14 protein-coding genes are annotated in these 15,515 nt (G+C 48.2%); 11 read left to right on the forward strand and 3 right to left on the reverse strand.

Translation table 11 applies throughout. The annotated features are described in order from the left end of the window. Positions 1 to 230: 230 nt before the first annotated feature. On the forward strand, positions 231 to 2,564 hold the full coding sequence (locus ACYVFD_RS10495) for a T9SS type A sorting domain-containing protein (RefSeq protein WP_461089945.1): 2,334 nt from the start codon (positions 231 to 233) through the stop codon (positions 2,562 to 2,564). A gap of 91 nt (positions 2,565 to 2,655) precedes the next feature. Here the strand turns inward: ACYVFD_RS10495 and ACYVFD_RS10500 are convergent, their stop codons facing one another. Continuing rightward, on the reverse strand, positions 2,656 to 3,921 hold the full coding sequence (locus tag ACYVFD_RS10500) for an Hsp70 family protein (protein ID WP_461089946.1): 1,266 nt from the start codon (positions 3,919 to 3,921) through the stop codon (positions 2,656 to 2,658). 119 nt (positions 3,922 to 4,040) lie between these two features. Then, entirely contained in the window at positions 4,041 to 5,285 is a 1,245-nt protein-coding gene (fabF, locus tag ACYVFD_RS10505) for a beta-ketoacyl-ACP synthase II (protein ID WP_461089947.1), read from the reverse strand. A gap of 118 nt (positions 5,286 to 5,403) precedes the next feature. On the opposite strand from fabF, the gene ACYVFD_RS10510 reads away from it, so the two are divergent. The 7 genes from ACYVFD_RS10510 to ACYVFD_RS10540 all read left to right on the forward strand — a co-directional run bounded on the left by ACYVFD_RS10510 (position 5,404) and on the right by ACYVFD_RS10540 (position 11,732). Next, positions 5,404 to 6,006 carry a TetR/AcrR family transcriptional regulator gene (locus ACYVFD_RS10510; RefSeq protein WP_461089948.1) on the forward strand — a complete coding sequence of 201 codons (603 nt, stop codon included), beginning with the start codon at positions 5,404 to 5,406 and terminating at the stop codon, positions 6,004 to 6,006. Positions 6,007 to 6,071: 65 nt separating this feature from the next. Further along, positions 6,072 to 6,812: an SDR family oxidoreductase gene (locus ACYVFD_RS10515; RefSeq protein ID WP_461089949.1), complete on the forward strand. Its 741-nt coding sequence runs from the start codon at positions 6,072 to 6,074 to the stop codon at positions 6,810 to 6,812. Positions 6,813 to 7,239: 427 nt separating this feature from the next. Then, positions 7,240 to 7,692: an ester cyclase gene (locus ACYVFD_RS10520; protein WP_461089950.1), complete on the forward strand. Its 453-nt coding sequence runs from the start codon at positions 7,240 to 7,242 to the stop codon at positions 7,690 to 7,692. Between the two features lie 12 nt (positions 7,693 to 7,704). Further along, positions 7,705 to 8,451, forward strand: coding sequence for an HpcH/HpaI aldolase family protein (locus ACYVFD_RS10525; protein WP_461089951.1), 747 nt, complete (start codon positions 7,705 to 7,707; stop codon positions 8,449 to 8,451). 200 nt (positions 8,452 to 8,651) lie between these two features. Then, a complete protein-coding gene (locus ACYVFD_RS10530) occupies positions 8,652 to 8,888 on the forward strand; it encodes a hypothetical protein (protein ID WP_461089952.1) in 237 nt (78 codons plus the stop codon). Between the two features lie 137 nt (positions 8,889 to 9,025). After that, positions 9,026 to 9,955 carry a glycoside hydrolase family 43 protein gene (locus ACYVFD_RS10535; RefSeq protein WP_461089953.1) on the forward strand — a complete coding sequence of 310 codons (930 nt, stop codon included), beginning with the start codon at positions 9,026 to 9,028 and terminating at the stop codon, positions 9,953 to 9,955. A gap of 202 nt (positions 9,956 to 10,157) precedes the next feature. Further along, entirely contained in the window at positions 10,158 to 11,732 is a 1,575-nt protein-coding gene (locus ACYVFD_RS10540) for a Na+/H+ antiporter (RefSeq protein WP_461089954.1), read from the forward strand. A 13-nt stretch (positions 11,733 to 11,745) separates the two neighbouring features. Here ACYVFD_RS10540 and ACYVFD_RS10545 read toward each other — a convergent pair whose 3' ends face one another. Further along, positions 11,746 to 12,726 carry a GlxA family transcriptional regulator gene (locus ACYVFD_RS10545; protein ID WP_461089955.1) on the reverse strand — a complete coding sequence of 327 codons (981 nt, stop codon included), beginning with the start codon at positions 12,724 to 12,726 and terminating at the stop codon, positions 11,746 to 11,748. Between the two features lie 142 nt (positions 12,727 to 12,868). Here ACYVFD_RS10545 and ACYVFD_RS10550 point away from each other — a divergent pair, with 142 nt between their 5' ends. The 3 genes from ACYVFD_RS10550 (at position 12,869) to ACYVFD_RS10560 (ending at position 15,433) form a co-directional block, all read left to right on the forward strand. Next, complete coding sequence (locus ACYVFD_RS10550; RefSeq protein ID WP_461089956.1) at positions 12,869 to 13,309, forward strand: SRPBCC family protein; 441 nt, start codon at positions 12,869 to 12,871, stop codon at positions 13,307 to 13,309. 89 nt (positions 13,310 to 13,398) lie between these two features. Further along, a complete protein-coding gene (locus ACYVFD_RS10555; RefSeq protein ID WP_461089957.1) occupies positions 13,399 to 14,172 on the forward strand; it encodes an SDR family oxidoreductase in 774 nt (257 codons plus the stop codon). 103 nt (positions 14,173 to 14,275) lie between these two features. Then, on the forward strand, positions 14,276 to 15,433 hold the full coding sequence (locus ACYVFD_RS10560) for an esterase (RefSeq protein ID WP_461089958.1): 1,158 nt from the start codon (positions 14,276 to 14,278) through the stop codon (positions 15,431 to 15,433). Positions 15,434 to 15,515: the final 82 nt, after the last annotated feature.

Here is a 15,515-nt window from a genome sequence, read left to right on the forward strand (position 1 = left end):
TTGAACACGATAGCCAGAAGCAATTGGTTTCAGTCTGATGATAATCAGTTAATTGTTTGATGCGTATCATAAGGGCAGACGGTCGCCTACGCCAATTTTAGGTCACCGATAGCAGGGCGCTCTGTCACGTGTATGTGTAAGCTAAGTGCTGCTCCGGTTTCACTGAATTATCGGCAATTCTGATTCAGTATGAACCTATTATTACTGTTTCGTTAAAGTAACCCATTTTTATGAATATACCGGTCTACACCCGATTAAGCCTGATCAGTGCCCTGATTTGCCTGTTCGCTGGCACTAATATCGTTTATGCGTATGCAAAGCCAACCTGGACATTTACGGTGGTCGTTGCGGTTGAAAAGCAAACCTCAGAATATTTCCAGAGGGTGTACGGAAAACCGATCAATGACATTGTGGCTGCCCAAATGTCGACCGTTAATGCCAATTTCAATAGCTCATCCAACTTCAATGGGACCTATAATTTTCGGCTCGATTCTGTCTATGTGTTTGACGGACCTGCTCAGAATGAGGTATTTCGTAGCCACCCTCACTTCCAGTATTGCATGGTTGTCGATGGTAAATTTACAAAACCCACAATTAGCGGAGGCTGGTATGGGGGTACGCAGACAATTTACCACAGTTGGGGCTGGAACGAATGGGGTGGCCCGTTTGCGGCTTATGCCACAGATGGGGTAACCCATGAGTTTGGGCATGCACGGGGTGGTATTGATATTTATGCGTTACAGGTGGATGGATCTAAAAACCCAGTCAACGGGCAAACCTTTGAGCCTATTAGTTCGATCATGAACTACCCGTATGGCAATATAACCTGGGATGAACACACGACGAATCTGTTGAATTCAACGGCCGACAGGCCACTGGATGGAGATCAATGGATTACAAGGCCCTTTCCCAATACTATTGGTATAAAAGTGATCAACCAACAAGGCATCCCGTTAGGAAACGCAGCCATCGAAGTGTATCCAGTCGATTGGTATTCCGATTCGTTGTCGTCCAGATCAATCGTGAATGTTTCAACCGATTGGACTGGTTTGTATACGTTTCCATCCAACCCGTTTCGACCGTCAACGAGTGGGTATCCCTGGACGATGCGGTATTGTAATTTCCTGATCAAAGTGACGTTTGGAGCTACTGTGCAATACAAATGGATGCCGCTCTACGACGTGCAGAATTTGTACTTCAAAGGAGGGGCATCTGCTGAGTACACTACAGAATTTATTTTTACGACAGATATTATCGATGTGGCTACAATCCGCTTAGGTGACGTGCCTGTTACCAGCTTCTGCTCGGGGGCTATGATTACAGTTCCCTTTACAACCGGTGGTACTATTCATGCCGATAACAAATTCTCTTTATGGCTATCGGATGTAACGGGAAACTTTGCGCGTGGTACCAGTATTGCCGTTCAGGAGGGCGTAAATGTAACGTCCATATCGGGTCCCGTATTGGTGCAGGGGCCTGTGGTTGGTAGTTTTAAGGTTAAGGTTGTCAGCAGCTCACCGTATGCCGAAAGTGAAGCATTGCCCATTACCATAAAGCAGGTGCCTTATAGCCCAGGTGTACAACCGTTGCTGGTGTGTCAGAATGCTACGGCACCTACACTGCAGGCAAGCGGCTATAACCTCTTATGGTACAATGAATCGGGCGGAGGTACAGGCTCATCGGTTGCCCCAACGGTTAGTACTACGCAGGCCGGTCAAAAAATCTATTATGTTAGTCAGACACTTGACGGCTGTGAGAGTTCGCGGGCTTTTCTATTCGTCACTGTACAGGCGTTACCGCCAGCGCCAGCGGTTAGCCGGAAAGATATATGTCAGTTTACGGCCCCACTGTCGCTTTCCGCAACGGGCACGGGGTTGAAATGGTACGATCAGAGTGGGATAGTACTGGATTCAAACCCTACCGTTTCGACCGATAAAGCAGGCTCCTTTACCTTTCTGGTTAGTCAGTCAATATATGGTTGTGAAGGCCCTAAAGCACTATTTCCGGTCAATGTGATTGCTGCGCCAACGGCTACGCTGGCCGGGAGTCAGACGATTCTGGAAGGACAGTCGGCCTCGTTGTCTGTAACGCTTACCGGCGATGCACCCTGGCAATTTGCATACCGCGATAGTACAGCTACCGGCGTTGGGGCGGTTCAGTCAGTACAGGCAACCACCAGCCCTTACACCATTAGTGTGAAGCCCTCAAAAACAACGGCCTATCGACTGACAACGGTTAGTAATACCTGCAAAGGAAGTACCTCGTCGGCTGCTATCGTTATCACGGTAATGCCGCTGCTGGGCATCGAAGATGAGTCACTGGAGGGTCTTATTGATGTGTATCCGGTTCCTGCCACAACAGCGGTAACAACTCGTATCCGCTACCCTGTTCTAAAAAACGGTGCATCGCTTGTATTGACAGATCTGAACGGACAATCCTTAATTCAGCAGGAATTTAAAAGCGATACGTCAACACTCCAACTCAGCGCTTACCCAGCCGGAACCTATATTCTCCAGATTCAAATCGGGGACCGATTGATTGCCAGACGTATTTTGAAGCAATAGGCTCGTCCGCGATTGTATCGCGGATGACTGAGGTCCGCGTCTGTGACGCGAGTAATAGAAATGCCAGTCAGATAAATGGTTTATGATTAGGCTACAGTGCCTGGCCAAATTTATACTGACTGTCGTAGGCTAAGCCCAGCCCGACGCTGGAAAGTTTGTTTTGATCGGCGATGGCTGCGTTGGGGAAGAGCTGTTTAAACGCAACCTGTACCGAATGAACTTCGGTAGAACCACCCGTTAGGATGACCAGGTCAATGGCGTCGTTTCGAACACTGGCTTCCTGAAGGCACTGCCGGGCCGAAGCGGCTATTTTGTCCACATCGTCCTGAATGGATTCTTCAAAAAGCCCTCGTTCGATTGGAATGAAAAAGTCCTCTTCGATAAAGTCGAACGTAGCTGTATGGACTGGCTGACTGGATAAAGCAATTTTGGCGCTTTCGGACGAAGCCAGCAGTGAATGACCGGTTTCATCTTCGAGTACCTGCAACAACCGTCGATACCGCTTTTTATCGTGCGATTGATGGAGGAGTTGTCGTACCTGCATAATCGTTTTGGGCGTGTACAAAAAGTTTACCTTACTCCATTCGGCCAGATCATGAAACGGCTTTAAGGGCACCTCCAGATTTTTGGGGCCATAGGTACTTCGATACCCAATTTCGGGCATGATGGCCGTCAGGCTGAGTTCTTTATCGAAGTCATTACCACCGATACGAACGCCCGTATTGGCCAGAATATCCGACGACCGATCAGGCTTGTGGATGTACTGGTCCGATAGTTTGATGACGGTGAAGTCGGATGTACCTCCGCCTAAATCGGCTACAATGGCCAGTTTTTCGCCTTTTATCCTGACTTCGTGCGCAAAAGCAGCCGCAATGGGTTCAAATTGAAATTCAATGTGCTTGAAGCCAATTCGCTGGGCAATCGCCTGTAGTTCGGCTTGTGCGCGGACATCGGCTTCCGGGTCGTTATCGACAAAATGGACCGGACGACCCATCACGACATGGTCAATTTCCTGACCGGCTTCTGCATCCGCTTTGGCCTTTATATGCCTCAGAAACGAGCTGATGATGATCGAAAAATTCATCGAAGCGCCGTTCACCAGCGTTCCCTGTTTCATGAGCGACGTACCCAGCACCCGCTTCAAACTCCGCATGAACCGACCTTCGTTCCGATCGAAGAACATACGAACAGCCGCCCGGCCATAGAAAGGTCGGTTATCAATACGCTGAAAGAACAGGGCGCTGGGAATCGTCACATGCGTTTGCTCGACGGGTACCAGGTTGATCGTACCGTTATTGGCAATCGCTACACTGGTGTTCGACGTACCAAAATCAATGCCGCAGGAAATAGGTGCCATTTTTTTTGTGGAAAAAGGGCACAAAGCTACTACAAACGTGGTAATCTATTACGGTGGCGAACGGATTAGAATGTGTTGTAAGTTTATTAGCTCACTGCTTTAGCTATGGGCTAATAAACTTACACCTTCTGAAACACGACCGTCGCGTTATGTCCACCAAAGCCGAAGGCGTTGCTAAGGGTCGTATTGACCTGGGTGGGTCTGGCTTCTCCCAACACAATAGACACACCGTTAGGAATGGCCGGATCTAATTCTGTCGTATTGATGGTCGGCGGAATGATGTTGTCGCGCATCGACAATAGGCAGATGATAGCTTCAACAGCACCGGCAGCACCCATCAAATGGCCCGTGATCGATTTCGTAGCACTGATGTGTAAGGAGGGTGGGGGAGTACCAGCCAGTTGCAGAATGGCTTTGATCTCGGATAAATCACCGACGGGTGTGGAGGTGGCATGAGGGTTCAGATAGTCCACATCCCGAATGCTTAAACCCGCTTCGGCCAGCGCCAGTTGCATGGCTTTGGCTGCTCCCAGTCCTTCAGGGTGCGTGGCCGTCATGTGATAGGCATCGGCGGTCATGGCCGCACCTGTAATTTCGCCATAGATCACAGCGCCCCGATTGACGGCATGGTTGTATTCTTCCAGGACCAATGCCCCGGCTCCTTCACCCATCACAAAACCATCACGCTCTACATCGAACGGGCGGGAAGCCGCAGCCGGTTCATCATTACGTGTCGACATTGCCTTTAAGGCACTGAAGCCACCGAATGAAGCGGAGGTAATCGGGGCTTCCGAACCACCCGACACAATGATTTTCGCTTTGCCCAGCCTAATGTAGTTGAATGCATCCATAATGGCGGTATTCGAGGTGGCGCAGGCCGAAACGGTGGTGTAATTAATGCCCATAAAACCATTGCGGATCGAGATCATGCCCGATGCCATATTGGCGATCAGTTTCGGTACGAAGAACGGGCTAAAACGAGGCTGGCCATTGCCTTTTACGTAGTCTGTTACCTGCTCTTCGAACACATCCATGCCGCCCTGGCCAGAACCCCAGATAACGCCTACGTCGAATGGGTCAAGTTGAGACAGATCAAAGCCGGAGTCTTTTATGGCCTGATCGGACGCAATGAGCGCATATTGAGTAAATGGGTCGGTTCGTTTGATATCGGCATGACTTAAGTAAGCGGAGGCATTGTATTGTTTAAGTTCAGCCGCAAATTGCGTTCTGAACAGCGAAGCGTCGAAATGTGTAATGGGCGCGGCTCCGCTGTGTCCGGCAAGCACATTCTGCCAGAACGTTGGAATATCGTTACCTACAGGTGTTATAGCGCCAATTCCGGTAATTACAACTCGGTGTAACATGGTAGTTATAGCTGTCAGCTACCGCATATCGTTCCTGTAGCAAGAACAACGTGGTTGCTGATTCATAAAAGTTTGCCCAAAGGTAAGAAAAATAAATACCAATTGGTATATTTGGTGTATGAAAAATGAATTGTCAAAATCAGAGCGAACTCGTCAGTTTATTATCGAAACCACAGCGGGTATCTTCAACACAAAAGGCTATGCCGGAACCTCGTTGTCTGATTTAACCGAAGCGACGGGTCTGACGAAAGGGAGTATTTATGGGAATTTTGGCAGCAAAGAAGAGGTTGCCCTGGCTTGTTTTGACTATAATCTTTCCAAAATCAATCAGGCAGTTCACCAGCGACTGGCTCAGGAGGCTACCTTTCACCGTAAGCTGATGGTGTATGCTCAGATCTACCATAAATATGCCGGAATGCCCTTTCCAGAAGGCGGATGCCCTATTTTGAATACGGCCATCGATGCTGACGATACGAATAATCTGCTCAAAGACCGAGCCGCTAAGGCCATTGAAGCCTGGAAAAAGCGCCTTGTCGATTTGATTCGGTGCGGCATTGACGCGGGCGAGTTTAGAGCGGAAGTGGCACCGGAACAAACGGCGTTGTCGATGATTGCCCTGATCGAAGGAGGCATCATGATCGCTAAAGTGACCAATAACCCATCTAGCCTCGCTAAAGTCCTTAAAACCGTAGAGTTGCTCATCGATCAATTAAAAACTTAAAAATTTTTGAACTAAAAAATACCAATCGGTATTTTTATGGAAATTAATAATGACAATTAACAGCCATGAAAACGACTCAGAATACAGTCCTGATTACAGGAGGAAGCGCCGGTATCGGCTTTGAAATCGCCAAACTGTTCGATCAGAAAGGCAATCACGTGATTATTACCGGTCGGGATGAAAACCGCCTGAAAAAAGCTGTGGCTCAACTCCTGAACGGAACGGCGATTGTGAGTGACGTAACGAACGAGGACGATGTAAATCGCCTGGTCGACCAATTATATACCGACTTCCCGAATCTGAACATCCTGATCAACAATGCCGGTAAAGCGTTTTATTATAAACAGGCTGCTGAGGCAAATGCGTTTGAAAAGGCAGGCGAAGAAATGATGACCAACTACCTCTCGGTCATTCGATTGACTGAAAAACTGGTCGATTTGTTGAATAAGCAGGAAGAAGCTGCCATTGTCAACGTAACCTCGATTGTGGCGTTGGCACCCAATCACCGGATGGCAACCTACGGCGCCAGCAAAGCTGCATTACATTCCTACTCTCAATCGCTGCGGATTACACTTGAACGAAGCTCGACGACCAAAGTTTTTGAATTAATGCCACCGCTTGTCGATACCGAGTTTTCGCAGGAAATTGGCGGAGCCACAAATGGTATTGCTCCCTCGGCAGTAGCCGCCGATTTATTTCAAGCCCTCGAGAACAACGACTATGAAATCCACGTTGGGCGTACGGCGCAACTGTATGAGCTGGCCCGCAAATCACCCGCCGACGCTTTGGTGGCTATGAATGGATAAAATAACTGATCCAGTTACATACTCTTTTCCGAACGTATGGGGTTGAGCGATAACAAAGGCAGTAGGTAAGTAGCCATTTGCAATACAATTCTGCCTGGTACCAACAGGCAAAATTTTTCCCTAAGGTTACTCACACCCAAAAGCTTGTCGTTGACGCCGATGGGATTGTCGTTTGCGAAAAATAATTGTCAGAGAAAAAGGAGACTGATAGCTTTGACTAGTGAATAAATCCTCCTCAAATTCTTCCTAAGAACCAGGAGTTTGTTCTCACTTCAAGATAACGTATATGTATTATCCGTTATCTTAAATTATATCCACTCAACTGTAAGTTCTGTAAGGTCATTGTTCTTTGGCCTGACTTTATGCTGACAGTTAGTGCTAGTTGTTAGTAACACCTCTTTGTACCATCCAATCCTTTAATCAAAAGATGAGCTCACCAGAAACTGCTCCTACATTTGCTGACTCCATTGAGGGTCATAAAGAAATCATGCGCTTTATTGTTGAAAGCAATGATGCCAGACAATTTGACGCTTATACGCATTTATTAACCGATGATTTTGTAGGACACAATCACTTTGTTCCTGGCGATCTGCATGGGAAGCAGTCGTTAGGTGAATTTTTTTATGTGACCGAACAAATTGCTTTCCCCGATGGTGTACATACCATCCATCAGTTATATGGTGAGGGCGATTTAGTAACGCTGGAGCTATCCTACGAAGGAACATTTACGGGGCCGCTGCCCAATGGCACAACCCCTAATGGAAAAGTAATCCGATTCCACTACAATATAATCTGTCGTTTTGTCGACGGTAAGCTGGCTGAACTGACGTGGTTCCCGTTCGACTCCTTCAGCCTGATGAGTGAGCTTGGAATGATCTAAACATCAGGTATTATGGGATTCAAAGAAAAGCTCCGTTCGGGCCAGACATTGTATGGGCTTACGCTGACCGTTGGTACGCCACAACTTGCAGAATTAATCGGTCTTCTAGGCTTCGACTGGGTCTGGATTGAAGCTGAGCATACGACAATGGGGCTGGACACGATTCAGGCTCAGCTACAGGCCCTTTCCGGGACCGGCACCCAGGCCGTGGTTCGGGTCGACTGTAATGACCAGACCATTATTAAGCGTGTATTGGATACCGGCCCCGATGGTATTATCATTCCAAATGTAAATACCCCGGAAGAAGCCCAAAAAGCCATCAAATTCACCAAATACCCTCCTTTGGGCGAGCGTGGAATTGGGCTGGCTCGTGCACAGGGCTACGGTCTTACCTTGGGCAGCTACGTAAAAACGGCCAATGACAATGTAGCGACCATTTTTATGATCGAGCATATTACAGCGGTTCAAAATATCCATGAGATTTTAAAGGTCGAAGGGTTAGACGCTGTAATTATTGGTTCGCTGGATCTGGCGGGTAGCATGAACCTGCAGAATGATCTGGGGAGTCCGCTTATTGAAACCGAAGTTCAGAAGGTAATTGCAGCCTGTAAGGAGGCCAATATGCCGTGTGGTATGTTTGTCGGCGATCCTGCTCAGGCAAAAGCCCGGATAGAGCAAGGCATTCACTTGTTGACGTTAGGGGCCGACGTTATATTACTAGCATCAGCGGCCAAAAATGTGCTGGATGCTGTAAAATAAGATTCCGCCTATCAGGCACCAACCTGTACAGCGGAGTTCTACCAACGGATTTCGCATCAAAAGCTTCGGTTGCACAAGGCGGAAAATTTGTTCTGTTTAAGACGCGGTGACGTAGAGTTATAGGACTACCTATTCTTTACATCATCGCGTCTTTTTATTCGGTTGGTTATGCGTATGGCTATACCTCAACTACGCAGCGAATGAAGACGATTAGCCTGGGGCTTGTGATCTGTACGGCCGGGCACCCGAACGCCTTTTTGACCGAAATTGGAATCGCCCAAAGCATGCAGACAATTATGCTGGATGACAGACTAGGTAAACGATTCGTGCATAAAGAAATGCGGATTCTGGGCGGAACGCTGGACCTGGAAAAAGTAAAGCAATGGCATTCCTGGCTTATTGACGAGTTACCAGCAACCATTAAGCGCTTCTGTTAAGTCAGGGCCTTGTTGATTTCGCTGGGTGCTGTAGTTATTTCCCTATCAGAAGCCCTTGACGATTTATGAGAACTAGTTGGTTGACGTTCATATACTGTTTGTTGTTTTCATTCGCATTGAAAGCGCAGACAAATCGGATGCCGGAACCTAGAACAAACGTGCCGTTGGACTCCATTCGATTGAGCGACCCATTCATTCTGGCCGATCGACAAACCAACATGTACTATATGACCGGAACCGGGGGCTTACTTTGGAAGAGTAAGAACCTGAAACTCTGGGATGGTCCCTTCAAAGTGACCCAAACCGACCCGAACTCGTGGATGGGTCCGAGCCCGATGATCTGGGCTGCCGAAATCCATCCATATAAAAACAAGTACTATTATTTTGCCACCTTTACCAACCGGGCTGTCAAGATCGATACTGTCAACGGTCGGGAGATCGAACGGCGGGCCTGCCACGTACTGGTTAGTGATAAACCCGATGGCCCCTATATGCCCATGCAGGATGCTACGTACCTGCCTGCCAATATGCCTACGCTGGATGGAACTTTGTGGGTCGATAAAAACGGTAAGCCTTATATGGTGTATTGCTACGAGTGGTTGCAGAACCTGAACGGGACCATCGAAAAGATAGAGTTAAAGCCCGATTTAAGTGGCACAATCGGCAAAGGTGAGGTGCTTTTTCGGGCTAGTGATTCGCCATGGAGTCGTGAGAAAGACGATAAAGGCAATGATCGACCGAACAAAGTTACGGATGGGCCGTATCTGTTTCAGACTAAAACCGGACGATTGGGAATGATCTGGACCAGCTGGATCTATGATGTTTATACACAGGGTGTTGTCTACTCAAAAAGTGGTACGCTGGATGGCCCCTGGATGCAGGAAAAAGACCCCATCACGCCACCGAATTACGGACATGGTATGTTATTTCGCACGTTAGATGGCAAACTGCTGATGTCGCTTCATAGTCATAAGAGCGTAAACGGTCGTACCGTTCGCGTGCCTCATTTGTTTGAGGTCGATTTATCGGGCGATAAACTGGTTATTGGTAAACCGTATAAGGGCTAAGGGTAAAGGGTTAGGGCAGAGGGCATGGGGCTAGGGGTAAAGGATGTAGATAATTAATGTGTCCCCCCTTAACCCCTTGCCCCATGCCCTCTGCCCTCTGCCCCCGGCCCTTCGCTCTCGTATGCCAAAAATCAATATCTTAGGCGATAGAAGCAGGTTATAAGCCTGCTTTTTGTATGGTTGTACCCTACTTATTTCGATAATGATTGAACAGGTTACGTTTTATCTGGGAACGGTGCTGGTCATGGTGTTACTCATCATTCTGGCGCAACGCATAAAAGTAGCGTATCCGGTATTGCTGGTGGTGGCCGGGCTGGCTATTAGCTTTATCCCAGGCATACCCGTACTCAACATGGACCCGGAGCTGATCTTTATTATCTTCTTACCACCACTGTTGTACGAAGCGGCCTGGTCAACGTCCTGGAAAGAATTGTGGAAATGGCGACGGATTATTCTCTCGTTTGCCATTCTGGTCGTTTTTGTGACGGCTTTGAGTGTTTCCCTGATTGCCTATCGTTTTATTCCGGGCTTTACCCTGGCGCTGGGCTTTTTACTGGGGGGCATTGTGTCGCCCCCCGATGCGGTAAGTGCAGGGGCTATTATGAAATTCGTCAAAGTACCTAAGCGCCTGTCGTCGATTCTGGAGGGCGAAAGCCTGCTCAATGATGCGTCCTCGCTGATTATCTTTCAGTTCGCGGTGATTGCCGTATCGACCGGTAAGTTTGTGGTTCAGGATGCGCTACTGAGTTTTTTATGGATGGTATTCGGTGGGGTGGGCATTGGTCTGCTGGTTGGGTGGTTGCTGATGAAGGTGCATAAACAACTTCCTGACAATGTCGATATTCATCAGGTGCTATCGATTCTGGGTCCTTATGCCATGTACATTGCTGCCGAGGAAGCCCATAGTTCGGGCGTATTGGCAACGGTAAGCGGTGGGCTACTGATGTCGTACAACCGATTCAGTTTTTTAAATGGTCAGGCACGGATACGAGGTTACAATTTCTGGAGCACGATTTCTTTCATGCTGAACGGACTCGTATTTATCCTGATCGGACTAGACCTGCCGCAGATTGTGTCCGGTTTAGGTACTACCAGCATTGGGCAAGCCATGGGCTATGGTGTGCTTATTACCGTTGCTTTAGTCATCGTCCGAATTTTATCCTGTTATGGAGCCGTCGTCACCACTCTTGTCATGCGGAATTTTATCACCGTTGCCGATACGAGCAATCCGGGCTGGCGAACGCCCTTACTGTTGGGCTGGACGGGTATGCGGGGTGTGGTTTCATTGGCGGCCGCCCTATCCATTCCCATCCGGTTGGGCGACGGAACCGCTTTTCCGCAGCGCGACCTTATTCTGTTTATTACGTTCGTCGTGATATTTTTGACCCTTGTGATTCAGGGGCTTACGTTGCCTTTGTTTATACGGAAATTCGGTTTTGCCGAGCGGGATTATACCAAGCCCGAAGAGAAAGTCGATGCCTTTATTGAAAAAGAATTTGCGGCACTGGCGCTGCAATACATGCGCGAGAACCTGAGCGAGGAAGAGCTTAGTCAACCCGCTTATCAGAAGCTGTTGAAAACCAGCACCTATCGATTATCCAACGATGGAGCACCTGCACTCAGCGAATCTGTAAAAGAACTATACCGGCATATACTGGATCGCCAGCGAAAATGGCTGGTCGAAAAAAATCGAACTACCATGACCCTTGATGAAGACATTGTGCGTAAACATCTCTACTACCTGGATCATGAAGAAGAGCGCTTGCTCCTGCGCTAATAAGTTGACCGTTCTACAGGATTGCTTCCTTGTTGTACCTGGCTTTATAGTCTATCGGCGACAGGCCCGTAACTTTTCGGAATACTTCCCGAAACGCTTTTACATCCGAATAGCCGACCTCATACATAACCTCGTTAATCGTTTTTCGGGTAGATTCCAGCGCTTTTTTTGCCGATTCAATTTTAACACGCTGGGCATATTCAATGGGCGTATTGCCGGTGGCTTTGATAAATCGCCGGTCGAAGTTTCGTCGGCCTACTGCGAATAGATTAGATAGGTAGTCGATGGAGATTTTCTGCCCAAGATTGCTCTCGATATAATCCTGCGCCTTTTTAACTACTTCATCGCCATGCTGTTTTTGGCCGGTAAAGATGGTAAAGGCAGATTGACTTTGCCGCTCGATCTCGATCTGAAATAACTTGGAGCAATAAATGGCGGTTTGCCGGTCGTAATATTTCTCAATCAGATAAATCAACAGGTTCAGAAACGAATAGGCCCCTCCGTTCGTGTAAATGCCTTTTTCATCCGTAATCAGCTTGTCGGGTTGCAGCTTCACCTTTGGAAATGTCTGCCGGAAGGTATCTGCTGCCGCCCAGTGCGTCGAGCAGGATTTGCCGTCCAGCAAACCGGCGGAAGCCAGCAAAAAAGCGCCCGTACAGATGGTCGCAATTTCGGCACCACGCTTATACTGATCGACAATCCATTCAACTAGCGTCCCGTTTCCGTCCATCGCTTGCTGGATATTGTGGTTCAGCGAAGGAATAACGATAAGATTGGTTTTGGCAATGGCTGCAATGTGGGTATGAGGCTTCACAGTAAACAGACTGCCCTCGAAGTCCACAGTGGGCGAAATACCCGCTAATTCGATGGTGAACAGGTCTCTTCGGCCTGCTGCCTTCCAGTAAGCATTTGCTTCGGTGAACAATTCGTAAGCCCCAACGATACTGCTCAGGTTGTTCCGTCCATCGGGTACCACTATCGTAATGTGTTTCACGGCTTTTTTGAGTAAAAATAGTAGACGATTATGTCTAAATCAACCCGTTAGAATGTCCATTTTACACCCTCTCAAAGACCAGTTTAGACAATAATTTTGCCTTCGTAATCATATTCGCAGTACGCAAAAAACGACAATTCTAATGAACCCATCTGATTTTACGACCATACTGTTGGTCGACCAACCCCCGGAAGCCGTATTTGAGGCAATTAATGACGTACGCGGTTGGTGGACCGAACAGGTTGAAGGAAATTCTCAGCATCTGCACGATGTATTCGACGTGCGATTCGGCGATGTTCATTATTCCAGGCAGCAAATAGTCGAGGTGATTCCGGCCCAGAAAGTTGTTTGGCTCATTACGGATAGCCGTCTGAATTTCATCAGCGACAAAAGTGAATGGACAGGCACTCAGGTTGTTTTTGACATTACCGAAAACCACGGACAAACCCAGCTTCGCTTTACGCATGAGGGACTAAAACCTGAGATCGAATGCTATGGCGCGTGCTCAAATGCCTGGGGTGGCTATATCCGTAACAGCCTATTGAACCTGATTACAAAAGGCGAAGGGCAACCAGCTAAATAAATTGAGTGATTGAGCGATTTAGTGAATAAGATAACGCAAGCTCAATCATTAAATCGCTCAATCACTAAATCACTCATTTTAAATGTGTCATGAAAAAACTGGAAGGAAAAAAGGCGGTCTTGATTGGCGGTAGCCGTGGGACGGGGCTGGCTATCGCGGAAGCCTTGGTTAAGGAAGGAGCGGACCTGCTGGTGGTGGGCCGAGATAAAACCGCGCTGGCAGAGGTTGCCGCTTCATTGCCGGGTACACAAACGCTTTCGGCCGATGCTACCGATGAAGCAACAGTCAGCAGCATTTTTCAGAATGAGCCCGACATCGTTGTGCTGGCCGCTGGCGCCATGCCGCCCTATATGCCACTACAGCAATTAGATTGGGAGACGTTCAGTACGAACTGGAATACGGATGTAAAAGCTGCTTTTCACCTGGCACATTATGCACTCAATGCACCCGTCAAGCCTGGTACGTTAGTGGTGTTCATTGCCAGTGGAGCGGCCTTGTTCGGCTCACCGATTTCGGGCGGGTATGCCGGTTCAAAACGAACCCAGTTCTTTATGGCCAACTATGCACAGGAAGCCTCGAACCGGCTAAAGCTGGGATTGCGTTTTCTGACCCTTGCCCCCCTGCGGCTGATGCAGGGGACAGGGGTTGGCGAAGTTGTCATTCCAGCTTATGCAGCCTACAGCGGCATTTCGGAAAATGATTTTAAGGCACGAATGAGTCTGCCCCAAACAAAAGAAGACGTGGCCGAGAGCGTTGTAGCAATGGCCAGTCAACCACCCCGGCTGGAAGAAGGAAATGCCTGGTTCGTCACCGAAAAGGGGTTATTGACTGAACCCAAACTGAGAATGGAAATGGGAATTTAAGTTCATAAAGATTGGAAAGTAGTTGGAATAAGCTTTCTGTTTCATTTTTTAAGTAACTCTGAACCTGTTAGTTTTAAGGCTAATTAATCACCGTTACGTACAGATGATGCTAAAACTTAACCTAACTTTTTGCTTCCTTATTCTTTCGCTTGGTGTATACGCACAAGCTCCTCCCAGACTCATTTCGCCCGACGTTCAGACCGATCATTCTGTGATTTTTCGGATGAAAGCCCCATCCGCTAAAAGCGTACAGGTAGTAGGCTCCTGGGCAGTGGATCAAAAGCCGGTGCCTATGACGAAGATTGATTCCACCACCTTTGAAGCGAAAATAGGGCCTCTGGCTTCTGATCTCTACGAATACCGATTCAACGTCGATGGGCTGATGCTGCTCGACCCAAACAACGGTTTTGTGACTACGGGCGGAACCGTTGTTGAGAATCGGGTATTGATTCCCGGAACGCTCGGCAACCTCATCGCTACGCAGAATGTACCACACGGCAATGTTACAGCCGTCTGGTACCCTTCACCGACATTAGGGACGATCCGGCGCATGCAGGTGTATACACCATCGGGATACGAGGAAGGGAAAACGAAGTATCCGGTGCTCTATCTGTTACACGGAGCGGGTGGCGATGAAGAAAGCTGGATTAGCCGGGGACGGGCCAACTATATTTTTGATAACCTGATTGCCGCCAAAGAAGCCGTACCGATGATTGTAGTCATCACCAATGGTAATCCCGACGTGGTGTCATCACCACTGAATCGGCCGCTGGGTGATGGGGCGAAAGACGCTTCCGGTGTTGGTGGCATGGGGTCTTTAAAATTTGAGGAGAGTCTGGTTAACGATGTTGTGCCGTTTATTGAAAAGCACTATCGGGTAATTGCGGATGCCGATCATCGAGCCCTGACTGGTTTCTCAATGGGAGGGTATCAAACGCAGAATATTACGAACAAGTATCCGAACCTGTTCAAGTACATTGGGGTGATGAGCATGGGGCTGTTTTCTTCGTACCGAAACAGCGATCCGAATTACAGCCGGGAGAAACACGTGACCCAATTGAAGGCGTTGATGGCCGCAAAGCCCAAATTTTACTGGCTGGGTATTGGCAAAGCCGACTTTCTCTACGACAGCGTGACCAAACTGCGAGGGCTGTACGATGAGATCGGTTTTCCTTACACCTATCGGGAAACCGCCGGTGCCCATAACTGGAATGAATGGCGACTCTATCTAACCGAACTCACACCCAAGTACTTCAAATAGTTTGATGAGCGTGCCGATATACGTGATCCAATTTGAAGTCAGTAGTAAAACTGTGAGTTAACTCAAGGCTTATCCAAGTACG

Source organism: Spirosoma gilvum (assembly GCF_054776815.1).